Source organism: Propylenella binzhouense, from assembly GCF_009866965.1.
Lineage (GTDB): Bacteria > Pseudomonadota > Alphaproteobacteria > Rhizobiales > Afifellaceae > Propylenella > Propylenella binzhouense.
The window spans coordinates 1-23,235 of record NZ_SPKJ01000069.1 but is presented as its reverse complement, the minus strand read 5'-3'; the positions used below and the strand labels follow the sequence as shown (position 1 = coordinate 23,235).

Annotated in this window: 19 protein-coding genes and 2 tRNA genes; 16 read left to right on the top strand and 5 right to left on the bottom strand. The window is 67.5% G+C overall.

The window, feature by feature from the left end; translation table 11 throughout:
- A partial coding sequence (locus E4O86_RS16660) for a MutS N-terminal domain-containing protein (RefSeq protein ID WP_484573215.1) occupies positions 1-1,254 on the bottom strand: 1,254 nt, incomplete at its 3' end.
- Between the two features lie 130 nt (positions 1,255-1,384).
- Here E4O86_RS16660 and sppA point away from each other — a divergent pair.
- From sppA to gyrB, 10 genes are all read left to right on the top strand, one after another.
- Positions 1,385-2,371 carry a signal peptide peptidase SppA gene (gene sppA, locus E4O86_RS16655; RefSeq protein WP_161141681.1) on the top strand — a complete coding sequence of 329 codons (987 nt, stop codon included), beginning with the start codon at positions 1,385-1,387 and terminating at the stop codon, positions 2,369-2,371.
- A 9-nt stretch (positions 2,372-2,380) separates the two neighbouring features.
- Positions 2,381-2,701 carry an integration host factor subunit beta gene (locus tag E4O86_RS16650; RefSeq protein WP_161141680.1) on the top strand — a complete coding sequence of 107 codons (321 nt, stop codon included), beginning with the start codon at positions 2,381-2,383 and terminating at the stop codon, positions 2,699-2,701.
- Between the two features lie 2 nt (positions 2,702-2,703).
- Complete coding sequence (locus tag E4O86_RS16645; protein WP_161141679.1) at positions 2,704-3,042, top strand: lipopolysaccharide assembly protein LapA domain-containing protein; 339 nt, start codon at positions 2,704-2,706, stop codon at positions 3,040-3,042.
- 19 nt (positions 3,043-3,061) lie between these two features.
- On the top strand, positions 3,062-4,015 hold the full coding sequence (gene lhpI, locus E4O86_RS16640; RefSeq protein ID WP_161141678.1) for a bifunctional Delta(1)-pyrroline-2-carboxylate/Delta(1)-piperideine-2-carboxylate reductase: 954 nt from the start codon (positions 3,062-3,064) through the stop codon (positions 4,013-4,015).
- A gap of 196 nt (positions 4,016-4,211) precedes the next feature.
- Positions 4,212-4,475: a 30S ribosomal protein S20 gene (gene rpsT, locus E4O86_RS16635; RefSeq protein WP_161141677.1), complete on the top strand. Its 264-nt coding sequence runs from the start codon at positions 4,212-4,214 to the stop codon at positions 4,473-4,475.
- Between the two features lie 670 nt (positions 4,476-5,145).
- Entirely contained in the window at positions 5,146-5,583 is a 438-nt protein-coding gene (locus E4O86_RS16630) for a rhodanese-like domain-containing protein (protein WP_161141676.1), read from the top strand.
- A 50-nt stretch (positions 5,584-5,633) separates the two neighbouring features.
- Positions 5,634-7,094, top strand: coding sequence for a chromosomal replication initiator protein DnaA (dnaA, locus tag E4O86_RS16625; protein WP_205520931.1), 1,461 nt, complete (start codon positions 5,634-5,636; stop codon positions 7,092-7,094).
- Positions 7,095-7,260: 166 nt separating this feature from the next.
- A complete protein-coding gene (gene dnaN, locus E4O86_RS16620; RefSeq protein ID WP_161141674.1) occupies positions 7,261-8,376 on the top strand; it encodes a DNA polymerase III subunit beta in 1,116 nt (371 codons plus the stop codon).
- Positions 8,369-9,544, top strand: a complete 1,176-nt coding sequence (gene recF, locus E4O86_RS16615) for a DNA replication/repair protein RecF (protein ID WP_161141673.1) — start codon at positions 8,369-8,371, stop codon at positions 9,542-9,544. Before dnaN ends, recF begins: the two co-directional genes overlap by 8 nt.
- An 88-nt stretch (positions 9,545-9,632) precedes the next feature.
- On the top strand, positions 9,633-12,083 hold the full coding sequence (gyrB, locus tag E4O86_RS16610) for a DNA topoisomerase (ATP-hydrolyzing) subunit B (RefSeq protein WP_425500136.1): 2,451 nt from the start codon (positions 9,633-9,635) through the stop codon (positions 12,081-12,083).
- Between the two features lie 401 nt (positions 12,084-12,484).
- Here the strand turns inward: gyrB and E4O86_RS16605 are convergent, their stop codons facing one another.
- Positions 12,485-14,704 carry an amylo-alpha-1,6-glucosidase gene (locus E4O86_RS16605; protein WP_161141671.1) on the bottom strand — a complete coding sequence of 740 codons (2,220 nt, stop codon included), beginning with the start codon at positions 14,702-14,704 and terminating at the stop codon, positions 12,485-12,487.
- Positions 14,705-14,713: 9 nt separating this feature from the next.
- Entirely contained in the window at positions 14,714-15,817 is a 1,104-nt protein-coding gene (locus E4O86_RS16600) for a glycosyltransferase family 4 protein (protein ID WP_161141670.1), read from the bottom strand.
- A 529-nt stretch (positions 15,818-16,346) separates the two neighbouring features.
- Between E4O86_RS16600 and E4O86_RS16595 the strand changes: the two genes are divergently transcribed.
- Together E4O86_RS16595 and E4O86_RS16590 are read left to right on the top strand one after the other, a co-directional pair.
- Positions 16,347-16,423, top strand: a tRNA-Arg gene (locus tag E4O86_RS16595).
- A gap of 238 nt (positions 16,424-16,661) precedes the next feature.
- Positions 16,662-16,738 (top strand) — tRNA-Arg (locus E4O86_RS16590).
- 22 nt (positions 16,739-16,760) lie between these two features.
- Here E4O86_RS16590 and E4O86_RS16585 read toward each other — a convergent pair.
- Complete coding sequence (locus E4O86_RS16585) at positions 16,761-17,645, bottom strand: zinc metalloprotease HtpX (RefSeq protein WP_161141669.1); 885 nt, start codon at positions 17,643-17,645, stop codon at positions 16,761-16,763.
- 144 nt (positions 17,646-17,789) lie between these two features.
- Positions 17,790-18,452, bottom strand: coding sequence for an exopolysaccharide biosynthesis protein (locus E4O86_RS16580; RefSeq protein WP_161141668.1), 663 nt, complete (start codon positions 18,450-18,452; stop codon positions 17,790-17,792).
- Positions 18,453-18,938: 486 nt separating this feature from the next.
- On the opposite strand from E4O86_RS16580, the gene E4O86_RS16575 reads away from it, so the two are divergent.
- From E4O86_RS16575 to E4O86_RS16560, 4 genes are all read left to right on the top strand, one after another.
- Positions 18,939-19,643, top strand: a complete 705-nt coding sequence (locus E4O86_RS16575) for an RNA polymerase sigma factor (RefSeq protein ID WP_205520930.1) — start codon at positions 18,939-18,941, stop codon at positions 19,641-19,643.
- Complete coding sequence (locus tag E4O86_RS16570) at positions 19,640-20,863, top strand: baeRF10 domain-containing protein (RefSeq protein WP_161141667.1); 1,224 nt, start codon at positions 19,640-19,642, stop codon at positions 20,861-20,863. Before E4O86_RS16575 ends, E4O86_RS16570 begins: the two co-directional genes overlap by 4 nt.
- A 443-nt stretch (positions 20,864-21,306) precedes the next feature.
- Positions 21,307-22,419: a glycosyltransferase family 4 protein gene (locus E4O86_RS16565; protein WP_161141666.1), complete on the top strand. Its 1,113-nt coding sequence runs from the start codon at positions 21,307-21,309 to the stop codon at positions 22,417-22,419.
- Between the two features lie 13 nt (positions 22,420-22,432).
- A partial coding sequence (locus tag E4O86_RS16560) for a glycogen debranching N-terminal domain-containing protein (RefSeq protein ID WP_281351626.1) occupies positions 22,433-23,235 on the top strand: 803 nt, incomplete at its 3' end.

The following is a 23,235-nucleotide window of genomic DNA, read 5'->3' as shown; positions in this document are numbered from 1 at the left end:
CGCGAGCGGAAGGCCGCTGCCGTCGAGACGGGCCCCGAGGACGGCCGCGGCCTCGAGCCCGGCACCCGTCGCGGCGAGATCGCGCGGGCTGCCGCGGTCGAGCGCGAGGCGCGAAAGCGCGCGCAGCATGTCGGGCGCGGCGGACAGACCCGCCCGGAGATCGCGCCGGAGCGCCGGATCCTCGACGAGATGCGCGACCGCCGCGAGCCGCCGGTCGATCGCCGCCGGGTCGCAGAGCGGGCTCGCAAGCCGGTCCGCGAGCAGGCGCGACCCGCCGGCCGTCAGCGTGCAGTCGACGGCCGCCAGGAGGCTGCCGGAGCGGCTGCCGGAGAGCGTGCGGAAAAGCTCGAGATTGGCGCGCGTCGCCGCGTCGATCCGCAGCGCCTCGCCATCGCCGACCCGCTTCGGCGGCTCGAGCGGCGGACGGCGGGCGATCTGCGTCTTCTCGACATAGGCGATCGCCGCGGCGCCGGCCGCGAGCTCCTGGCGGGCGAAGGCTCCGAAGCCGTCCATGGTGGCGACCCCGAAGGCGCGGGAGAGCCGCTCCTCCGCCGTCGCGGGATCGAAGAAGGAGGCCGGCAGAGGCGTCAGCGCGGCGCCGGCCTCCTCGACGGCACGGCGCAGCGCAGGCTCGCCCGCGGCCCGCTCGGGCACCAGCACCTCGCTCGGCTCGACCCGGGCGAGAAGGGCCGCAAGCCCGCCCGGACCGGAGCAGCCGATCCGGAATTCGCCGGTGGAGATGTCGATCCAGGCGAGCGCACAGGCCTCGCGCCCCGGCTCGCTCGACGGAATCGGGACGAGCGCGGCGAGGTAGTTGTTGCGCCCGGCATCGAGCAGCCGCTCCTCGGTCAGGGTGCCCGGCGTGACGAGCCGCGTCACCGCGCGCCGGACGACGGATTTCGAGCCGCGGCGGCGCGCCTCCGCCGGATCCTCCGTCTGCTCGCAGACCGCTACCCGGTGGCCGAGCGCGATCAGCTTCTGAAGGTAGTCGTCGGCGGCGTGGATCGGCACGCCGCACATCGGGATGTCCTCGCCGAGATGCTTGCCGCGCTTCGTCAGCGTGATGCCGAGCGCGCGCGAGGCGACCAGCGCATCGTCGAAGAAGAGCTCGTAGAAGTCGCCCATGCGGTAGAACAGCAGGCAGTCCGGGTTGGCCGCCCGGATCTCGACATACTGCTCCATCATCGGCGTGACCCGGCGCGCCGCCGCATCCTCCTCTGCGGTCGCGGCGCTGGGATCGGCCCTCTCGTTCATCTCCAGACACCTAACAGACCTGACCGGAACCGGACCAGACCGGCGCCGGATTGCGCACATCAATTGCGACCGCGACCCCGCTTGCAGGCCCGGCGCCGGGGCTGTACTCCCGGTCGGGGAGGAGAGCCCCATGGACGCCGACACGATCCTCGAACGCCGCCGCCTGCGGCGGCGCGCCACCTTCTGGCGGGTGACGGCCTTTCTGATCCTCGCCGCCGCCGTCTTCCTCCTGTTCGCGCGGCAGCCGGGGATCGGCCCGTTCGCAGGCTCGCCGCGCGGCGAGGTCGCCCGCATCGACGTCGACGGCTTCATCGGCACCCGGCCGGACGCCGTCGAGCTGATCGAGGATGCCGCCAAGTCGCGGCGCGTGAAGGCGATCCTGATCCGCATCGATTCCCCCGGCGGAGCCGCCGCCGGCGGCGAGGCGCTCTACCGCGCGCTCCGCGCCGCGGCCGCCAAGAAGCCCATCGTGGCGGTGATCGACGGCATCGGTACCTCCGCCGCCTACATGACGGCCATCGCAACGGACCACATCGTCGCCGCCGAATCGGCGATCACGGGGTCGATCGGCGTGATCTTCCAGTACGCGCATTTCGAAGAGCTGATCGGGAAGCTCGGGGCGCAGTACGAGGAGGTGAAGAGCGCGCCGCTGAAGGGCCAGCCCTCGCCGTTCACCGCCACGTCCCCTGAGGCGCGGGCGATGCTGCAGCAGGTCGTGACGTCGACATACGAATGGTTCGTCGGCCTCGTCGCCGATCGGCGCGGCTTCTCGACCGAGGAGGCGCACCGGCTTTCGGACGGCAGCATCTTCACGGGACGGCAGGCGCTCGGAGCCAAGCTTGTCGACGCGATCGGCGGCGAGAGCGAGGCGCGCGCCTGGCTCGCCTCGGCGAAGGGGGTGCCCGCCGACATTCCTGCCGTCGAATGGAAAAAAGACGAGTTCGGACTTCCGTTTTTTGCCTCTCGAGAATCCGGCGCAATCGCCTGGATCGCGCGGATTAGCGGTCTAGATCAAATACTTACGCCGGCCGCCGAGAGCTTTTTGCCGCCCCGGCTCATGGTTGACGGTCTCCTGTCCGTTTGGCAGGCTCCCGGACCGATACCGAACCATCGCTAAGGGGCGGCGATGATCAAGTCCGAACTGGTCGAGCGCATCGCCGCGCGCAATCCGCATCTTTATCAGCGCGATGTGGAGCATCTCGTGAACGCGATCCTCGAGGAGATCGTCACCGCGCTCTCCCGGGGCGACCGGGTCGAGCTGCGGGGCTTCGGCGCCTTCTCGGTGAAGAACAGGCCGGCGCGCACGGGACGGAACCCGCGCACCGGGGAACAGGTTCCGGTATCGGAAAAGTTCGTGCCGTTCTTCAAGACCGGCAAGGAAATGCGGGAGCGCCTGAACAACGGGGCCGACCCTGGCGCCGAAACGGACTTCGACGACGAGGACTAGCGATGACGACGATCGGCACCGTGCTGAAATGGCTGATTCTGCTGCCGATCCTCGTCGTCGTGGCTCTGCTCGCCGTCGCCAATGACGAAATGGTGACGGTGCACCTCAACCCGTTCCAGCCGGAGGACGCCGTCCTCCAGGTCCAGCTCGCGCTCTACCAGCTCGCCTTCCTGTTCTTCGTCATCGGATCGCTTGCAGGCGCGCTCGTGGTCTGGAACGGCCAGCGCCGCTACCGCCGGCGGGCGCGGGAGGAGCGGCAGCAGGCCGCCTTCTGGCGCTCGCGCGCGGAGCGCGGCGAGGCCGAGCGGTCGCGGGCGCTGGTCCCCTCGAACCGCGGCTGAGCCGGGCCACGGCGCCGCCATGCGCGTCGTCGGGGCGGCCGAAGTCCTCGACCGGCTGCGCTTTCCGGATCTCGTCCGGCGATTGCGGGAGGCGTTCCGCGCGGGCGCGGTGACGCCGGTGCGGCACCACCACGCGATCGCCCGGCCCGGCGAGCCCGACGCGACCCTCCTGCTGATGCCCGCCTGGAGCGATTTCGCCGCGCACCGCGACGGCGGTCATATTGGCGTCAAGATCGTCAATGTCTTCCCCGGGAACGCCGCGCGTGGCCTGCCGAGCGTTGCGGGGGTCTACGTGCTGATGTCCGGGGAGACCGGCGCGCCGCTCGCCGTCATCGACGGTCACGCGCTCACGGTGCGGCGGACCGCCGCCGCCTCCGCGCTCGCCGCCTCCTTCCTCGCCCGGGCGGATGCGAGGCGCCTCGTCATGGTGGGCGCCGGCGCGCTCGCTCCGCACCTGATCGAGGCGCATGCGAGCATCCGCCCGATCGAGGAGGTGCTGATCTGGAACCGCCATGCCGCGCGCGCCGAAGCGCTCGCGCGGTCCCTTGCCGGGCGGCCCTTCTCCGTCGGCGCGACGGAAGACCTCGCAGCCGCCGTCCGAGGCGCCGACATCGTCTCCTGCGCGACGCTGGCGTCTGATCCGGTCGTCCCCGGCGCGTGGCTTTCGCCGGGCACCCATCTCGATCTCGTCGGCGGCTTCACCCCGGCCATGCGCGAGACGGACGACGAAGCGGTCGCGAAGGCGACGCTCTTCGTCGACACCCGCGACGGCGCGCTCGCCGAGGCCGGCGATCTCGTGCAGCCGCTCCGGTCTGGCCTCATCTCCGCCTCCGGCATTGCCGGCGACCTCTTCGAGCTGTGCCGCGGGTCGGTTCCGGGCCGGCGCAGCGAGAGCGAGATCACGCTCTTCAAGTCGGTTGGCACGGCGCTCGAGGATCTCGCGGCCGCGACCGCGCTCGCCGCGCCGCACTAGCCGGCCGGCCCCGGGCCGGCAGGACGGCACGGACGGACCTTCGGCCGGGATCCTTGACGCCGCTCCGCCGGGTACCTATAGAACACGTCGGATATGCGGTCGCGACGGCCGCGATCGCTGTTGGCGACACAGGCGCTCGTGCATTGCGTGCTGGAAGCGCCTAATTTGACTAGAAAGCTGAAACGGCGGAACTGGAATGGCGAATACACCCTCGGCCAAGAAGGCCGCGCGCAAGATCGCGCGCCGAACGGCAATCAACAAGGCGAACCGCTCGCGGATGCGCACCTTCGTGCGCCAGGTCGAGGAGGCGATCGCGACCGGGGACCAGGAGCAGGCGGCTTCCGCCCTGCGCCTCGCGCAGCCCCAGATCATGAAGGCTGCGACCAAGGGCATCCTTCACGCGAACACCGCGGCGCGCAAGGTCTCCCGCCTCACGCGCCGGGTCAAGGCGCTCGGCTGAGCGCCACGCCCCTTCTTGAAGCGTTGAAGACCCCGGCCAAGGCCGGGGTTTTTTCGTTTGGCAAGCGGGCCCCGGCCGGTTCTCCACGGAACGCTTGCGGAACGCGTTGCACGCGTTAACGACATCTTAACGACAGAGGCTGTTTGCAATTCAACGACAGAAATTTGCTCGTTCGATCAATAGCTTACCTGCGATCGAGCAGGATCGACCGCGACTCTTGTCCGTACCGGGTGAGTCAAGGGTCCGTCATCGAAAAATTCCGCTCGTGGCATTGTCGTCGCCGCACGGCCCGGAAGCGCGGGAGTCGCAAGGCCTTGGGGAATTCTCCCCCCCGCCACACGCAGGCGATTGACCTCTCCGCGGCCCCCTTGGCCGATTCGTTCCTGTCCGACGGTTGCCCCTGCCTCCGGCTGTAGTATGTTCCGAGGGCAGGCAACACTTGGCACCCGAGGAAGGGACGTTGGAGAGGCAAGTTGAGCATTTGTTGGCTTCCTCTCTGGCTGGACCTCGCTTTCCCACATCGCGGTCCAGGTCGAGGTTTGCTCTCGCCGAGCTCTCGAATGAGGCGCGCCGGCGACTGAAGTAGGCGTCAGTCGTTCACACTGAAAACTGTCGGATCGGGGTCTTGTCGCCGGAATTCACTTCCGCGGCGGAAGGAGACTATTTGCCTATGACGAAGGCACCCTATGCAGGCGACGTGACTCCGGAAGCGGCCTGGAAGGCACTCAAGAACAACAGCAAGGCCGTGCTGGTCGACGTGCGGACGGTCGCCGAATGGAACTTCGTGGGGATCCCGGACCTGGAGCCGATCGGGCGTAAGCCCGTCACGATCGAGTGGCAGTTCTTTCCGAGCGGGAGTCCCAACCCCGCGTTCCAGCCGTCCCTGGAAAGGACGCTCGAGGCTCTCGGGGCGGATCGGGACGCCCCTGTCTACTTCCTGTGCCGGTCGGGCGGACGCAGCGCGGCGGCTGCTGCTGCCATGACCCGGGCAGGATTTTCACAGTGCTTCAACGTGACGGGAGGCTTCGAGGGACCGCGCGACGAAAGCGGCCATCGGGGCACGATCGAAGGTTGGAAGGCGTCGGGGCTGCCCTGGTCGCAGCCCTGAGTACGCGTTCGTTGGCGTTGGGAATGAATCGAATTTGCGGAGGCATAGGAATGTTGAACGGTGCGGCACGCGAGGAAACGTCTGCGATCGGCTCGAGGGAGAGCGCAATTGAAGGCAACCCCGTCGGACATCCGGCCTGGGCTCGCGTCCGATCTCGCTTGCGTGCGGAGCTGGGCGAGGACGTCTTCACGTCCTGGTTCGCCCGGGTCGACTTCCAGGCGATGAGCGGCGGCGTGGTCCGCCTGTCGGCGCCGACCGTGTTCCTGAAAGGCTGGATCAAGTCTCATTACGGCGACCGCCTCCTTCAGCTCTGGCAGGAGGAGGATGCCTCGGTCCTCAGGGTGGACGTGGTCCAGCGAAGCGCGCTGAGGGTGGTGACAGCGGAGGAGGAGGCACCGGCCGCGCCGGCCCCGCTTCCGCGCCAGGCCGCGGAGGCGCCGTCCGAGGCCGTCGGCGACCGCTTCGCCGGCTCCCCGCTCGACCCCCGGCTCACCTTCGCGAGCTTCTGCGAGGGCCGCTCCAACGATGTCGTCTATCGTGCCGCGCGGGCGGTGGCGCTGTCGCCGGAGGGCAGTTCGCCCGCCTACAACCCGCTCTACGTGCATGCCGGCGTCGGGCTCGGCAAGTCGCACCTCCTGCAGGCGATCGCGCACGAGGCCCGCACGATCGATCCGAGGCGGCGGACGCTCTACCTGACCGTCGAGCGCTTCACGCAGCAATTCGTCGCCGCCATGCGCGAGCGCACCACGATCGACTACAAGGAGAGGCTCCGCGCGATCGACATCCTTTTGATCGACGACATGCAGTTCCTCACCGGCAAGACCGTGCAGCAGGAATTCTGCCACATGCTGAATGCGCTCCTCGACAGCGCCAAGCAGGTGGTCGTGGCGGCGGACCGGCCGCCTTCGGAGCTCGACGGGATCGACGAGCGCGTCCGCTCGCGGCTCAAGGGCGGCGTCGTGGTCGGCATCGCCGCGCCGGATTTCGACCTGCGCCGCCGGATTCTCGAGACCCGCCTCGCGGCCGCGCGCGAGCGCAACCCGGCGCTCGTCATCGCCGACCCGGTGCTCGATTATGTCGCCCGCGCCGTCCCGACCAACGGGCGCGATCTCGACGGGGCGCTGAACCGGCTGATCTGCCGCGCGGAGTTCTCCGACCTTCCGATCACGGTCGCCGTCGCCGAGGTCGCCATCGCCGACCTGGTCGGCCTGCGCGAGCCGAAGCGGATCCGCATCGAGGACATCCAGAAGGTGGTCTCCAGCCACTTCAACGTGTCGAAGACGGACCTGCTGTCCGCGCGCCGGACGCGCGCCATCGTGAGGCCGCGCCAGATCGCCATGTATCTCGCCAAGACGATGACGACGCGCTCCTTCCCGGAGATCGGAAAGCGCTTCGGCGGCCGCGACCACACCACCGTGCTCCACGCGGTGCGGAAGGTCGAGGAGCTCGCCTCCGGCGACGATACGCTTGCGCAGGAGATCGAGCTCCTGAAGCGGATGCTGCAGGACTGACTGCAGCAGACGGCGCCGCGCGCAGGCGGCGCCGTGAGCCGGAAGACGCGCCCCCCTTCCTCCCGGGTTCTCCGGCGACGTCTTCCGGCACTTGAGTTTTGCGGGGCCACGGGCCAAGTTCGCCGTCCAAGCCGGCCGCTGCATCTCCCATCGGAATTCGAGTGTCATGAAGGTCACGATCGAACGCGCCAATCTCCTGAGGGCGCTCAACCATGTCCATCGGGTCGTCGAGCGGCGCAACACCATCCCCATCCTGGCGAACGTCCTGCTGCGCGCGGAGAACGACCGGCTGTCGCTGAAGGCGACCGATCTCGACCTGGAGATCGTCGACCGGGCGCCCGCGCAGGTCGATCAGCCGGGCTCCACGACGGTGCCCGCCCACATGCTCTACGACATCGTCCGCAAGCTTCCGGACGGCGCCGAGATCCAGCTCGACACGAGCGAGGGCACGACCATGGCGCTCCGCGCCGGGCGGACCCGGTTCGCGCTGCAGATGCTGCCCGATTCCGACTTTCCCGACCTCAATGCCGGCGACCTCCCGGTCGCCTTCGAGATGCCGGCGGAAGCGCTGAAGCGGCTGATCGACCGGACGCAGTTCGCGATCTCCACCGAGGAGACGCGCTACTACCTGAACGGCATCTACTTCCACGTGGTCGGCGCCGGCGGCGAGGCCCGCCTGCGGGCCGTGGCGACAGACGGCCACCGTCTCGCCAAGGCCGAAGCGCCCGCGCCGGTCGGCGCGGAGGGCATGCCGGGCGTGATCGTGCCGCGCAAGACGGTCGGCGAGATCCAGAAGCTCCTCGAGGACCCGGGCGCGATCGCGAAGGTGTCGCTGTCTGACGCCAAGATCCGCCTCGCCGTCGGCGACATCGTGCTCACGTCCAAGCTGATCGACGGCACCTTCCCCGACTATGAGCGCGTCATCCCGCGCGGCAACAACAAGGTCCTGACGCTCGAGAAGGCGGATTTCGAGCGCGCCGTCGACCGCGTCTCCACCATCTCCTCCGACCGCGGCCGCGCCGTGAAGCTGACGCTGGCGGACGACCGCATGGTGCTCGCCGTCAACAATCCCGATTCCGGCAGCGCGAGCGACGAGCTGCCGGTGGACTACGATTCCGAGCCGCTCGAGATCGGCTTCAACTCGCGCTATCTGCTCGACATTGCGGCCCAGCTGACGACCGACGAGGCGGAATTCCGTCTCGCCGATCCGGGCTCGCCGACCCTCATCCAGGACAAGGGCGAATCCGACGCGCTCTACGTCCTGATGCCGATGCGTGTCTGATCGCGGGCAGGCCGGACACAGCGGACCGGAGCCGGTCGCGGTCAGGGTCCTGAAGCTCTCGGACTTCCGCAGCTATCCGTCGCTCTCCCTGCGGCTCGATGCGCCGCTCGTCGCCTTCGTCGGACCGAACGGCGCCGGCAAGACCAATCTCCTCGAGGCGGTGTCGCTGCTCACCCCGGGACGCGGCCTGCGCCGTGCCGCCTATGGCGAGATCCTCCGGCTCGGCGGCGCGGAGCGCTGGGCGGTTTCCGCCGTCCTGGAGCACGGCGCGGCGGAGACGCGCCTCGGCACCGGATGGGAGCGTCCCGCCCCCGGCGGTTCCGATCAGGGCCGCATCGTGCGCGTCGACGGCGCGGATGTCCCCTCCGCCGAGGCGCTCCTCGACCATCTGCGGATCCTCTGGATCACGCCCGCGATGGACGGGCTCTTCACCGGGCCGGCCGGCGACCGGCGGCGCTTTCTCGACCGGCTGGTGCTCGCCGTCGATCCCGAGCACGGCCGCCGCTCGCGGGAGTTCGAGCGCCTCCTGACGAGCCGAAACCGCCTTCTCGAGGAAGGCGCAGCCTCCTCCTGGTGCGATGCGGTCGAAGCGGAGCTCGCCGGCCGCGGCGTCGCGATCGCGCTCGCGCGGGCCGAGACGGTGGCGCTCCTTTCCGCCCGGATCGCCGAGCGCTCGGCGGGCTCCGCCTTTCCCGCCGCCGGGCTCTCGCTCACCGGCGAGTTCGAGCCGCTGCTTGCCGGCCGCTCGGCCGCCGAGGTGGAACTCGCCTATCGGCGCGCGCTGAGGGACGGCCGGGAGCGCGACCGTGCCGCCAGGCGGACGCTCCTCGGTCCGCACCGGAGCGATCTCGACGTCGTCTTCGCCGAGAAGGCGGTGCCGGCGGCGCTCTCCTCGACCGGCGAGCAGAAGGCGCTCCTGATCGGCCTGGTGCTGGCGCAGGCCGACCTCGTCGCGGCGACGAGCGGCATGACCCCGATCCTCCTCCTCGACGAGATCGCGGCGCATCTCGACCCGAACCGGCGTGCCGCGCTCTTCGCGCGGCTTTCCGCGCTCGGCGTGCAGGCATTGATGACCGGGACGGACCCCCTCCTCTTCGAGCATCTGCCGGAGCCCGGCCTGCGCTTCCGCGTCGAGGACGGCGGCGCCGCCCCGATCCGGGGCGCCTGAACGGATGTGGAAAATCCGGCATTCCGGCCGAATCCGCCTACAATTGCCTTCCTCGGATCACCATCTATAACGGGCCGATCCCAACCACATGAATCGCATGGCCGAAGAAGCAGCACCCGTCCCCGATCCCGCGAGCGAATCCGAATACGGCGCCGGCTCCATCAAGGTCCTCAAGGGGCTCGATGCCGTCCGCAAGCGGCCGGGAATGTATATCGGCGACACCGATGACGGCTCGGGCCTGCACCACATGGTCTACGAGGTCGTCGACAACGCGATCGACGAGGCGCTCGCGGGCTATGCGACCCATGTCGAGGTCATGCTCAATGCCGACGGCTCGGTGACGGTCTCCGACGACGGCCGCGGCATACCGACCGACATCCATCCCGAAGAGGGCGTATCCGCCGCCGAGGTCATCATGACCCAGCTCCATGCCGGCGGGAAGTTCGACCAGAATTCGTACAAGGTCTCCGGCGGCCTTCACGGCGTCGGCGTGTCGGTCGTTAACGCGCTCTCGACCTGGCTCGAGCTCGTCGTCTGGCGCGCCGGCAAGCGCCACGAGATGCGCTTCGAGGACGGCGTGCCGGTCGCGCCGCTTCGCGTCACCGGTCCGTCCGAGGGGCGCAAGGGCACGCAGGTCACCTTCATGCCCTCGCCGAACACCTTCACGATGGTGGAGTTCGACTACGCCACCCTCGAGCACCGCCTGCGCGAACTCGCCTTCCTGAATTCCGGCGTGACGATCATGCTCTGCGACCGGCGCGGGCCGGACGAGAAGCGCGACGAGATGCACTATGACGGCGGGCTGCAGGCCTTCGTCCGCTTCATCGACCGCGCCAAGAAGCCGCTCATCGCGCAGCCGATCGGCCTCAAGGCCGAGCGCGAAGGCATCACCGTGGAAGCCGCGCTCTGGTGGAACGACACCTACCACGAGAACGTGCTCTGCTTCACCAACAACATCCCGCAGCGCGACGGCGGCACCCATCTCGCCGGCTTCCGCGGCGCGCTGACGCGCCAGGTGACCGGCTACGCCGAATCCTCGGGCATCGCCAAGCGCGAGAAGGTCTCCCTCACCGGCGAGGACTGTCGGGAGGGGCTGACCTGCGTCCTCTCCGTCAAGGTGCCGGATCCGAAATTCTCCTCGCAGACGAAGGACAAGCTCGTCTCCTCCGAGGTCCGGCCCGTCGTCGAGAACGCCATCAACGAGGCGCTCGGCACCTGGTTCGAGGAGCACCCCGCCGAGGCGCGCGTGATCGTCGGAAAGGTCGCCGAGGCGGCCGCCGCCCGCGAGGCCGCGCGCCGGGCGCGCGACCTCACCCGACGCAAGGGCGCGCTCGACATGGCCTCGCTGCCGGGCAAGCTCGCCGACTGCCAGGAGCGCGACCCGACGCATGCCGAGCTCTTTCTGGTCGAGGGCGATTCCGCCGGCGGGTCCGCCAAGCAGGGGCGCAACCGCGCGTTCCAGGCCGTGCTCCCGCTTCGCGGCAAGATCCTCAACGTCGAGCGCGCGCGCTTCGACAAGATGCTGTCGAGCCAGGAGATCGGCACCCTCATCACGGCGCTCGGCACCGGCATCGGCAAGGACGAGTTCAACGCCGACAAGCTGCGCTACCACAAGATCATCATCATGACGGATGCGGATGTCGACGGCGCCCATATCCGCACGCTGCTGCTGACGTTCTTCTACCGCCAGATGTCGGAGCTGTTCGAGCGCGGGCACCTCTTCATCGCCCAGCCGCCGCTCTACAAGGTGACGCGCGGGAAATCGGAGCAATATCTGAAGGACGAGCGCGCGCTCGAGGATTACCTGATCGTCGGGGGCATCGAGGACGCCGTCCTCACGCTCGCCACCGGCGAGGAGCGCAGCGGCCAGGACCTGCGCAACCTGGTCGACGAGGCGCGCGCCGTGCGCGGCATCCTCGACGCGATGCATTCCCGCTACAACCGGAACGCGGTCGAGCAGGCCGCGATCGTCGGCGCCCTCGATCCGAAGCTCCTCGACAATCCCGAGGCCGGCGTCGTTGCGGCCGGGGAGATCGCGCGCCGCCTCGACATCCTCTCGGAGGAGACGGAGCGCGGCTGGACCGGCATCTTCAGCGAGGAGCGCGGTCTCGTCTTCGAGCGGACGGTGCGCGGCGTGACGGAGCTCGCGATCCTCGACCCGGCGCTTCTCGCCTCGGCCGACGCGCGGCGCCTCGATTCCTTCGAGGACTCGCTCCGCGGCACCTACGGAGCCCCGGCGAGCCTCAGGCGGCGGTCCGACGAGACCCCGATCTACGGTCCGCGCGACCTCATCGAGGCGGTGCTCGCCGCCGGGCGCAAGGGCATCTCGATGCAGCGCTACAAGGGCCTGGGCGAGATGAACCCGGAGCAGCTCTGGGAGACCACGCTCGACCCGAACGCGCGCTCGCTCCTCCAGGTGCGGATCCGCGAGGTCGACGAGGCCGACGACATCTTCACGAAGCTGATGGGCGACGAGGTCGAGCCGCGCCGCGAGTTCATCCAGGCGAACGCCCTCTCGGTCGCGAATCTCGACGTGTGACGCCTCGACCGGGACTCCCGGGCGCCGGCATCCCGGTGAAGACGCCGAGCGCGTCCGCAGACGCAACCTGAACGTCCGGAATGGCGCTCCCGGCTCTTCTCGGACGAAGTTCCGGCGATGGAAAGCGCGCATCCCGCCCGGACGGAACGGGATCCTGACAGGGTCCGGCATGGCGAGACTCCGGCATGGAGAGACTCCGGCATGGCGAGACTCCGGCATGGCGAGACCGGGCATCACCTTCGGCATATCCCGGGCGTCGGGAGCGGCGGCGTCGCTCTGGCCTTCGTGACTATGTCGCCGCGACCGGCTGATCGGCCGCCGGATCGCCCCCGGGCGGCAAGGCAGCGGATCCGGGGCGCCGGCCGATCCCCCTCCCGCGGCGCGGGAGAGCGGCCGCCCGCCTACTTCATCACCACGATCCTGGCCGGTCCGGTGCGGCGAAGGACGTTCGTTCCGACGTCCCCGCCGTGACGCGTGAGGCGGATGTCCATGCGCGTCTCGCCGAGGGCGAGATTGCGGATCGTGACGCCCTCCAGGAAGCCGGGCAGGACAGGTTCGTTGAGGCGGATCTCGTCCGCCGCATGGTCGAACTCCAGCCCGAGGCTGGCGGCGAGCACGCCGAAGAGCGACGCCGAGGCCCAGGCCTGGGGAGCGCAGGCGACCGGATAGGCGGTCGGCCCCCTGTGCGGCCGCCGCTCGAACCCGCAGAAGAGCTCCGGCAGCCGGCGGAGTTCCTGGTGCGCGGCGGCGTCGAAGAGCCCCGCGAGCACGCGCGCCGCCTCCTGCTTCAGCCCGTAGCGGGCGAAGCCGAGCGCGACCAGCGCGTTGTCGTGCGGCCAGACCGAGCCGTTATGGTAGGACATCGGGTTGAACCGGGCCTCCCCGGTGGCGAGCGTGCGGATGCCCCACCCGCTGAACGAGCCGCCGCCCATCAGGAGACGCGCCACCCGCGCCGCCCGCTCCGGATCGCAGATCCCGGTGAAGAGCAGGTGGCCGGCATTCGAGGCCCGCACGCGGCACGGCCGCTTGGCGCCGTCAAGCGCCAGCGCATAGGTGCCGATCTCCTCGCACCAGAACGTGCTCTCGAAATTCCGCCGGAGCCGCTCCGCCTGCTCCGCGAGGCGGCCGGCCAGTTCGGCGAAGCCGAGCGTGCGCGCGATCTTCGCTGCGGCGAGGCGGCCGGCATAGGCGTAGCCCTGGACCTCGCAGAGCGCGATCGGCCCGGTCGCGTCCGAGCCGTCGGCATGGAAGATCGCGTCGTGGGAGTCCTTCCAGCCCTGGTTCGCGAGCCCGCTTTCCGTCTCGCGGCGATATTCCACGAAGCCGTCGCCGTCCATGTCGCCGGACTGGTCGAGCCAGCGCAGCGCCGCCTCGATGTTCGGCCAGAGCGCGGAGACCGTCTCGCGGTCGCCGGTCCGGTCGAGATACATGCCGGCCAGCATCAGGAAGAGCGGGGTGGCGTCGACCGTCCCGTAATAGCGCCCGAACGGCACCTCCCCGAGATTGGCCATCTCGCCCTGCCGCAGCTCGTGCAGGATCTTGCCGGGCTGCGCGTCGGACTTCGGGTCCGCCTCCGTCGCCTGCGTCGCGGCGAGCACCTTCAGGACGCCCTTCGCGATCTTCGGGTCGATCCAGAGCATCAGCATTGCGGTGATGATGCCGTCGCGCCCGAACACGGTGCTGAACCACGGGATCCCGGCATAGGGATAGAGGCCGAGCGGGCCGCGCGTGGCGAGGGTGTAGATGTCCGACACGGCCCGGCAGAGCACCTCGTCGAAGACGTCGTGCGAGGTCGTCACGGTCGCGATGTCCGCCGTCGAGGCGCGCCGCGCCCGCCGCGTGTCGCGGTAGGAGAGGAAGAAGTCGGCGGCCCCGGGGGGCGCGAGCGCCACCTTCTCCGACCCGCAGCCGACCGCCACCACGACCGAACGGCGCTCCCCCGGCGCGAGCGTGACGTGCAGCATCGCGCGGTCCGCCGCGATCTGCTCCGGGGCCGGGTCGATCGTCACCACTGTCACCCGGTCGAGCCCGTCGAGCCCGCGATAGCGGATCTCGGCCCGGTCGGGCGCATGGCAGGCCGCGCTCTCGCGCCCCCGCCGCTTCCGCTTCGTGCCGCGGACCTCGAAGAGGTCGCGGAAATCCGCCCCATAGAGGAAGTCGAGCCGGATCCGCCGCGCCGAGCGCCCGAAATTCCTGAGCCCGAAGCGCTGGTGGAACATGCCGTCCCAGAGGAAGGCGGTGCGCTCGATGAAGATCGTGTCGCGCGGCAGCTTCTCGCCGCCCGGCAGCACGATGTCGGGATTGGTCAGGTCGACCGTCAGCGCCGACTTGTCCTCGTGAGCGGCGGAGGAGAGAAGCAGCGGACGCGCGCCTTCGATGCGGAACTCGAAGCGCGAGAGGAAGCGCGTGTCGCGGTAGAAGACGCCCTCGGCGGTGTCCGGCACCGTTCCGATGTCGCCGAAGGAATCGAGCACGGCGAAGCCGTCGCCGTGCTTGAGGGTGCGCAGCGGACGGTCGACCAGCGAGCCCTGCGGCTCGATGTCGTATTCGGACCAGAGATTCGCTCCCGCCTGCCCGTTGCCGGCCTTGAGCGAGACGACATTGCGCACCGGATCGCCCATCGTCTCTCCTCAGCGCTGGGCGGGCAGCAGGCCGAACGGCTGCGCCGCGGCGGAGCCCGCAAGCCCGGCCGCCGCCGCGAGCGGCAGCCGGTCCCCGAGCAGGCTCTCATAGGCCTCGACATAGTCGGCGGCCATTCGCGATGCCGTGAAGCGGGCCTCGAACCGCTCCCGCACGAGGGCTCTCGGCAGCGCGGCGGCGCGCTCGACCGCCGCCACGGCCTCCGGGACCGACCGCACCAGGAAGCCGCTCACGCCCTCCTCGATCACCTCCGGCACCGAGCCGCAGGGCCAGGCGACGACCGGGGTGCCGGTCGACATCGCCTCGATCATCACCAGGCCGAACGGCTCGGGCCAGTCGATCGGGAAGAGGAGCGCCCGCGCATTGCCGAGGAAGGCGCATTTCTGCGCCTCGTTGATCTCGCCGACGAACTCGACCAGGGGATGGCCGAGCAGCGGCTTCACGCGCTCCTCGAAATAGGCCTGATCGGCGCGGTCGATCTTCGCCGCGATCTTCAGCGGCAGGCCGGCCGCAACCGCGATCTCGATTGCCCGGTCGGGCCGCTTTTCCGTCGACATGCGGCCGAGAAAGGCGAGATAGTCGCCGCTCTGCGGGTTGAAGGGACAGACCGAACCGGGCAGGCCGTGATGGATCGTCCGCAGCCAGTTCGCGCCGGCCGGCACCGGCAGCCGCTGGGCGTCGGAAATGGAGACGAGCGGCATTTCGGGAAAGCCGGCATAGATCGGGTGGAAGTCCGGCAGGTCGAGCCGGCCGTGGAGCGTCGTCAGGCACTTGTGCCCGAGTTCCCTGAACATCGGATATTGCAGCAGGTCGACGTGGAAGTGGATCACGTCGAATTCGTGCGCCCGCCTGCGCACCCGGTCGAGCATCACGAGAAGGCTCGCCGTCTGGTCCCTGATTCCGGAGAGCCGCAGCCCCTGCGGGCAGCAGGCGACGAGTTCGGCGCTGGTTTCCGAATCGCCGCTCGCGAAGAGCGTCACGTCGTGGCCGTCGGCGACCAATTCCTCGGTCAGCCAGGATACCACCCGCTCCGTTCCGCCATAGAGCTTCGGCGGCACCGCCTCGGCCAGAGGCGCCACTTGCGCGATCCGCATCCTCATTGTCCTTCGATCTTGCCGGCTCGTCGCGCGCGGGCAGCATTCCCGGCGCCTTGCCGATCGCCACACGCCCTAACGCGCGAGCGCCCCTCCCGGTTCACCGGCCTCCGGGCGGCCTCCGGGGCGGCCTCCGGGGCGTAACACGTTCCAGGTCTTGATTGTTTTCGGCTCTCGTGCCGCGCGCGCCGGGGCGTCCCGGCGCCTGGCCCCGCCCGCCTTGCGCCGCGTGTGAACCGCTCGTATCGCGCGGCGTGCCGGTCCGCGCCTCTATGTGGAACGCGTGCGGACCGTGCAGAGACCGTGCAAAGACCGTGCGGGACGCCGCGCCGGCACGCGCCGACCGCTCTTGACGGCGGCGCGGGCCCGGACCACCTGTCCCGCGCCCGACCGCAATGTTGCGGCTCACCGTGCGCCCGACCGCAATGTTGCGGCGGCGTGTGGTCGAACCACCTGTCAGCCTGCGCCCGGCCGTTGCGGCGCGGGCGGCGATGGGCTAAGAGCGGCGGAGGGCGCTCCCGCGCCGCATGCACCCGTAGCTCAGCTGGATAGAGCGCTGCCCTCCGAAGGCAGAGGTCGTGAGTTCGAATCTCGCCGGGTGCACCATTTTCTCTTATTCTTTCACGGGCTTAGCAAGAACCGATTTTGTTCTCGTCGGCCGGGAAATGCTCGCGGAAGCACCACGGAAGCAGTCGCAGGTGTGTTGTAGCGTGGCGTGGCGCGAGGTGCGGCGCGATCAGCATGGGTTCCTCAAAACTCGTGCCAAAGAATCGCGTGGCACCAGATTGCGCATGTGCGCATTCGGTTGACCGATCGAACATCGTCACGCTACTTATGAATCGATGCACCCGTAGCTCAGCTGGATAGAGCGCCACCCTCCGAAGGTGGAGGCCCCGCGTTCGAATCGCGGCGGGTGCGCCATCCCCCTTAAACTGTTTGCATCTCAGTACCAGAGTCCCGACCAACGGCGACGAGGCGGCGTAGTCATGCGCCTCATGTGGATCGGCACGACCACTGCGGGCCGCCGAGCCAGTTCTGCCGTGGTGGGCGGCCGCTCGTCCAAATCGATCAGGCGACGGATTCGCTCCTCGGTCGGAGGATGGGTCCGAAGCAGCGAAGGATCGGGAATGCGTTGTTGTGGAAGAAACAGATTTTCCCAGAGACGACCCTGACGTTCGAGTTTAGCGAGCGCGGAAGCGAGTCCGCGCGGGTCACCCGTGAGAATCGCTGCCGAGAGATCTGCATCGAACTCGCGCGATCGCGACAGTGCGAGCTGCAGGAGGCTCATGATTGTCGGCCCGAACATAAGCAGTAAAACGAGGAGCCAAGGGATGACAATCTGCCCTGTGAGGACGAGCGGCAGATTGAGGGTCAGGAGCAGAAAGCCGAAATACGACATCACCGTCATCATCCGGCTCATCATGTCGGCAAGTCCCATGATCCACAGATCATTGTTTGCGATATGACTGACTTCATGCGCCAGCACATTGGCGAGCTCACGAAAGTTCAAGGTCCGCAGCATGCCATCGGTGAGAGCGATTATTGCCGCTTCGCGGTTGCCGACGGCGAATGCGTTGACGGATCGGCTGGGGACGTAGCAGAGACCGGGTACTGTCGGCAGCTTTGCACGGCGGCTCAACTCCTCCAGGACGTTGTGGATGTCCGGCACCTCTGTCGGTGACAGCGGCCTGGCGCCGTAAAGCGAGAGGATGATTCCGGGAGCAATCGCTGGCGTAAGGAGCAGCGCAAGGGCAGCGCCGATCATCCCCCAGAGTAGGCCTTCTGCGCCCCACAGGGTCCAGGTGCAAAGACCCACGATCAGCGCCATTGTGGCTATCAGCAGTGCCGATTCGAGGAGATTGCGCAATCTATGTCGCGCAAGCCGGCTCATCCTGCTCCCTCTCTGTTGACTTGAGCGTCGTATTCTGACGGCGGCGCTTGGATCTCGCTCGAGAAGCGGCAAATGCTCCCCCTAGTTGAACACTGCGTTGATGACGAGGATCGCTCCATTCAGGATAGCAAAGAGCACGCCAGCCACCACCGTAATGGAGGCCATGAAAGCGAGGAAACCAGCGATCACCCAGGCGCCATCGCGTTCCAAAATGCCCAAGCAAAAGAGACATATGGCAAAGGCGGGCGGAATATTGCCGAAGGGGATGGGCAGGGCGAGAATGATCGCGAGAATCAGGCAAAGCGCGCCGATCACACGTTCAGCCGGCGGACCGACAAGGATCGTGAGCCGCGGCTTGAGCAGCTTCTCCGCTGTTGTCAGCCAATTCCCTGCACGGTCGAGCATCAGAATGAGATCCGCTCTCGATATGGAGCGCCTGGCAATGATCCGTGGAAGCCACGGTTTGCGACCGAGCATCAACTGCGTGGCCAGGATTATCAGCGGGAGCCCGAGAATGCCGGAGGCGCCGGGCGGCATCGGGAGGATGTTCGGGAGCGCGAAAAAGAGCATCAGCGGGCCGAAGGCCCGGTCACCCATCGCGACAAGCAGATCTCCGATCGAAATACGCTCGCGTGAGGTATCATCCGGGAGGGACCGCAGGATTTCAGAGATTTTGCGTCCGCGCTTGCGGTAGGCATCCAGCTGGGCGCAGACGATTGAACTCGATGAATCTCCGTAAGGCATTCCTGGGCATAAAGAGGTCGGTGAGCTTCTCCAAGTTTGTGTGGGATCAATATGGTTCCGCGCATCAGCAGCGCAAGTTTCAGAACGACCGCTCTACCGGTTTCGGTCAGCCAGATGTGAAACATCGCTTACCGCCGCGAGACCGAGAAAACCGGAAGCACAGCGGGCCGTCCGACGCGGCGACACATATCGGTTCGAGCCGCCCCTTCGGTTCAGTCGAGCTTCAGGCTCGCTGACGTCGGCGTGCAGACCCTACCAGCGCGGTGCGACCTCAGTCTCAGCGCCCGGCGCGAACCTTTGGGGTGAGGATAGCCGTCGTGCCGGCGCCGTGGCTCTGACGCGCGATCTGGACGGTCAATCCCTCAGGTTCGGGCTTGCGGAACTGGCACTTGAAGCCGAGAAAAGCCCGACTATGTCTTTGAAAACCCCCATTTCTGACGCCGAAAGGGAGAGCGAGGACAGCTAGAGCGCAAAGGTGAGGTCGCCATGTCTACTGTCGAGGATTCCACGCCTGTTAGCTCTGCTTCCCCGAACCGCTCGATGCCGCGCGATGCGTCGGCCGAAGAGCTATGGCAGGCCACGCTTCGAGGTGATCGAAACGCGTTCCAGCGCCTGATCAGTCCTCACCTTCATGAGCTGTTTGCAGCAGCCCGGCGAGACATCCGCTATCATTCGGCGGTTGGCGACCTGCGGGAGGATGAGATTTCCCCCGAGGAAGTGGCCGGCGAAACCCTGTTGCGCGCGTGGCGCGATCGCTATCGGCGGCCGCAGGGGCTCGATGTTCGTCCGTGGCTGCTGGGTCTCCAGTTCCGTGTCCTGACGCGCATCGTCCGGCAGGAGCAACTCCTGCGCAAACTGGTCTCCGTCTCGCTCGAAGCACCGGTTCCCGCCGAACCGATCTACGACGACGATGAATCGTTCTGGGAATGGTATCAGCCGGACGAGATGCTACGGTGGGAGGATGTCGTCCCGGCGGATGTTACCGCCGGGCTGGCGGAGCCCGCGTTCTTCGAGCGGGAGGTGCCCGGACTGTCGCCGCTCGCGCGGCAAGTGCTCGTCTTTCGCCATGTGCATCGGTTCTCCGTCGGAGAGATCGCATCCAGCCTGGGCTTGCCCGTTCGCCGGATTGTGGAGCTTTGGCATGAAGGCCACGCTGTGCTGGCAGGCGCCAAAAAACAGGAGGCGACATGAATTCGCTCACCGTCTCGCTGGGTGTCCATAGCCCGCTGACGCCCGAATTGCGGGATCGCATTCTTGAGACGACGCGCGCGCGAATGGAGGAGCCTGCCTACAGGCTCCTATCGCCCGAGCATCTGCGCGGGCTCGCGCGGCTTGAAGCGAGGGACGATCCGATCATCAGCGTCTATCTCTGTCTGACCCCCGAAAGACGGGCGGCCGGCGGATGGCAATCCATGCTGTCCAGCCTTGCCCATCAGACGCTGCTGAAGTCCCACGAGGCGGCCTCCGAGACCATCAGGAGGCAGCTCGACCGCATCGAGACCGCGTTGAACGAACAGCTCCCCGAGCTCGGGAGGAGCGTGGTCTTCTTTGTCTGCGAGAGGCTGGGGATCTGGCGGCAGATCACGCTGCCAATCGCGCTGGCGGACAGGATCCATGTCGCGCCGCGCCCCTATATCCGTCCGCTTCTGCGCAGCTGGGGCGAAGGAGACCGCAATCTGGTCGCTGTCCTCTCGCAGGAACGGAGCCGGTTCTTCGTCGATCATCTGGGGCAGATCGAAGAGATCTACCGGGTCAAGGGGCAGAGAATTCGCGGAATGCTGACCGACCGCGTTCCCCGCGACCGCCGCGACGTTCTTGCTACCCAGGTGCTCAAGGATGAAGCGAGAGCTCTCGCGCAGATGGCGGAGATCATCACGCGCGAGCTTGAGCCCTCCTATCTGCTGGTGGCCGCGCCGCCGGACATGCACGCGGCTTTTGTGGAGAGTCTGCCCAAGGCGCTTGTCGAGCGCGTGCAGGAATTCGCAGTGGATATCCATGCGTCCTCGCACGCTATCGGAGAGGCCCTCGGCCCGCTGCGTGAACAGATGCGGCGCGATCAGGAAACGGCCGTCCTGCAGGAGCTCGAAGAGGCCGCCTTCGAGAAGGTGGCGATCGGGGTGCAGGAGACTTTGGATTGCCTGCGCGAAGGCCGCGTCGCAGCGCTCGTGGTCGATGACCGCTTTGCCGCACCCGGCGAACAATGCGCCGAGTGCAAGGCGCTCTTCCAGCAAGCGCCTGGCGACGCCTGTCCGATCTGCGAAAGCGGGAAGCTTCAAAGCGCAGATGACCTCGTGGATGCTGCAGCCCAACAGGCCCTCGACAGGGGTGCACGCGTGGAGTTCATACGTTATCCAGAGACACAGGTTCGTCTTGGCAAATTCGCTCCGATGAGCGCGCTCCTGCGGTATTGAGCGCCCGCGAGCGGGCCAGAAGGCGGCACTTTGAACCTGCAGCAAGATCCTGTCGAAAAATGTGTCTCGCAAGAGTATGCGTGTGGCGCCGGGTTTGGATCTCGACGGAAGCAGCGGTGCGTCACGCCCGATGATTGCGTTCAGCTTGCCCACGACAAAAGTTGAGCGATTTCTTGAACATGGCGCGACCGTTTCCTAATTCGTACGTCGCACAGGTCCAAACTGCCCGCGCAACCAACCGCTGAAGGAGGGTCCTGCCAGAACGCCGCCGTCTGCAAGTCGCGCCAAGAGCGTGCGAATCGAGGATGCGGACATGCCGGTCCTTGGGACGCGACGGACGGCTTCGGACATCGTGGAGGCTAGCCACGCCTTGCGGGGTGGCGCCGGGTCTCTCCCGATGCGGCTCATTGTCAACACTTTGCTCAATCGAGGAGGTATTGTCGATGAAGATCGCCCAGATCGCCCCGCTCGCGGAACGCTGCCCACCCCGCCTCTATGGGGGGACGGAACGGATTGTAGCCTACTTGACCGAGGAATTGGTGCGGCAGGGACACGACGTCACGCTGTTTGCCAGCGGAGATTCCAAGACCAGCGCACGGCTGGTGCCATGCTGTGATGTCGCACTAAGGCTCAACCCTGCGGTCAGCGATCCTCTTCCCTACCACATGATGATGCTGGAGGAGGTCCGGCGGCGCGCCGATGACTTCGACGTGCTGCATTTCCATATCGATCTCCTGCACTATCCCATGCTCGCCAGTTTGGCCGACAAGGTCGTCACGACGCTGCACGGGCGGCTGGACCTTGCGGATCTGAAGCCGTTCTATTCGATGTTCTGGCGCTATCCTTTGGTCTCGATCTCCAACGAGCAGCGTCGCCCGATGCCGCCGGTGAATTGGGCCGGCACAGTGTATCACGGTCTGCCCCCAGACCTTCTGCCCTTCACGGCCAAGCCGAAGGGGGACTATCTTGCCTTCCTCGGCCGGATTTCGCCGGAGAAGCGCCCGGACCGGGCGATCGATATCGCCGCGCGCAGCGGACTTCCTCTCAAGATCGCGGCCAAGATCGACAAGGCAGACCAAGCTTATTGGGATGAGTTCATCAGTCCTCTGGTGGCAAACCACCGGAATGTGGAATTTATTGGTGAGATCAACGAGCACCAAAAGGCGGATTTCCTCGGGAATGCCCGCGCGCTGCTGTTCCCGATCGACTGGCCGGAGCCGTTTGGGCTGGTGATGATCGAAGCCATGGCCTGCGGCACGCCGACCATCGCCTTCCGCTGCGGGTCGGTGCCGGAGGTCATCGACGACGGCGTGAGCGGCTTCGTCGTTCGCGATATCGACGAGGCTGTCGATGCGGTTCGACGGGTGGACAGCCTGGATCGCGCCAGGGTGCGGGCGACTTTTGAAGATCGATTCACGGTTGAGCGGATGGCCAGGGAGTATGTCGAGATCTATCGGAATCTGCCCTCCGTGCGGCGTGCGATCTTGCGCAGCGCGGGGCTTTCGGCACCGGGCGTGAGCACCTCCGGGCAGATGGATCTAAGCGCGGTCGCTTGAACGGGGAAAGGCAATGAAGCACGTCAACATCGATGCGGTCGCTCGTGCCCTTGTGACAAGTGGTGCTGATGACATGACCGCGCAGTTTCTTGTTCCGGTCGCCACGTCGCTGCAGGATCGCCGGCCGCGAACGCTCAAGCATGGTGATACCTTCGCCGTGTTCGATCACAACGGCGACGCGGTCTCATGGCCGGGAAGCCCGGAGGGCCTGTTTCATCGCGACACGCGGTATCTGTCGCATCTCTATTTGACGATCGAGGGCCAGCATCCTCTCCTGCTCTCCTCGACGCTGCGCGACGACAATGCAACGCTGACCTGCGATCTCACCAATCCCGACATCCTCGACGCGGACGGCCGGCTCGTTCTCGAGCATGACCTCGTGCACCTGCGGCGATCCCGGTTTCTGTGGAAGGGGGTGTGCTACGAGCGCCTGGCAATTCGCAATTTCGACGAGCGCCCGCACCAGATCACCCTGAAGCTCGCCTTCTCCGCAGACTTCGCGGACTTGTTCGAGGTGCGCGGGGCGCGGCGTGAGCGCCGGGGTGACATGCAACCTCCGGAGGTGAAAGGCGATCGAGTGACTCTCGCCTACCTCGGCCTCGACGGCCGTCGGCGGACGACGACGCTCCGGTTCGATCCCGGGCCGCAGGAGATCAGCGCCGGCCATGCTTCATTCGTGCTCGACCTCGCGCCGCGCCAGGTCAGGACGATGGTGATCGAGATCGCCTGCGACGGCGTCGGCGGCGGGCCGCTGCGGCGCGGCTTCGGCGTGGCGCTGCGGGATGCGCGGGCTGCGCTGCGGCGGTCGTCGGCCCG

Excerpts from the sequence above, each read along its gene's own strand:
- E4O86_RS16585 (WP_161141669.1), bottom strand. The coding sequence starts at position 17,645 with ATGGCGCTGATCGTGGGTCTTTGCACCTGGACCCTGTGGGGCGCAGAA.
- dnaA (WP_205520931.1), top strand. The coding sequence starts at position 5,634 with ATGTTGAACGGTGCGGCACGCGAGGAAACGTCTGCGATCGGCTCGAGG.
- E4O86_RS16580 (WP_161141668.1), bottom strand. The coding sequence starts at position 18,452 with ATGCCTTACGGAGATTCATCGAGTTCAATCGTCTGCGCCCAGCTGGAT.
- E4O86_RS16570 (WP_161141667.1), top strand. The coding sequence starts at position 19,640 with ATGAATTCGCTCACCGTCTCGCTGGGTGTCCATAGCCCGCTGACGCCC.
- E4O86_RS16645 (WP_161141679.1), top strand. The coding sequence starts at position 2,704 with ATGACGACGATCGGCACCGTGCTGAAATGGCTGATTCTGCTGCCGATC.
- E4O86_RS16605 (WP_161141671.1), bottom strand. The coding sequence starts at position 14,704 with ATGGGCGATCCGGTGCGCAATGTCGTCTCGCTCAAGGCCGGCAACGGG.
- gyrB (WP_425500136.1), top strand. The coding sequence starts at position 9,633 with ATGAATCGCATGGCCGAAGAAGCAGCACCCGTCCCCGATCCCGCGAGC.
- sppA (WP_161141681.1), top strand. The coding sequence starts at position 1,385 with ATGGACGCCGACACGATCCTCGAACGCCGCCGCCTGCGGCGGCGCGCC.
- E4O86_RS16565 (WP_161141666.1), top strand. The coding sequence starts at position 21,307 with ATGAAGATCGCCCAGATCGCCCCGCTCGCGGAACGCTGCCCACCCCGC.
- E4O86_RS16650 (WP_161141680.1), top strand. The coding sequence starts at position 2,381 with ATGATCAAGTCCGAACTGGTCGAGCGCATCGCCGCGCGCAATCCGCAT.
- E4O86_RS16630 (WP_161141676.1), top strand. The coding sequence starts at position 5,146 with ATGACGAAGGCACCCTATGCAGGCGACGTGACTCCGGAAGCGGCCTGG.
- E4O86_RS16600 (WP_161141670.1), bottom strand. The coding sequence starts at position 15,817 with ATGCGGATCGCGCAAGTGGCGCCTCTGGCCGAGGCGGTGCCGCCGAAG.
- dnaN (WP_161141674.1), top strand. The coding sequence starts at position 7,261 with ATGAAGGTCACGATCGAACGCGCCAATCTCCTGAGGGCGCTCAACCAT.
- lhpI (WP_161141678.1), top strand. The coding sequence starts at position 3,062 with ATGCGCGTCGTCGGGGCGGCCGAAGTCCTCGACCGGCTGCGCTTTCCG.
- E4O86_RS16575 (WP_205520930.1), top strand. The coding sequence starts at position 18,939 with ATGTCTACTGTCGAGGATTCCACGCCTGTTAGCTCTGCTTCCCCGAAC.
- rpsT (WP_161141677.1), top strand. The coding sequence starts at position 4,212 with ATGGCGAATACACCCTCGGCCAAGAAGGCCGCGCGCAAGATCGCGCGC.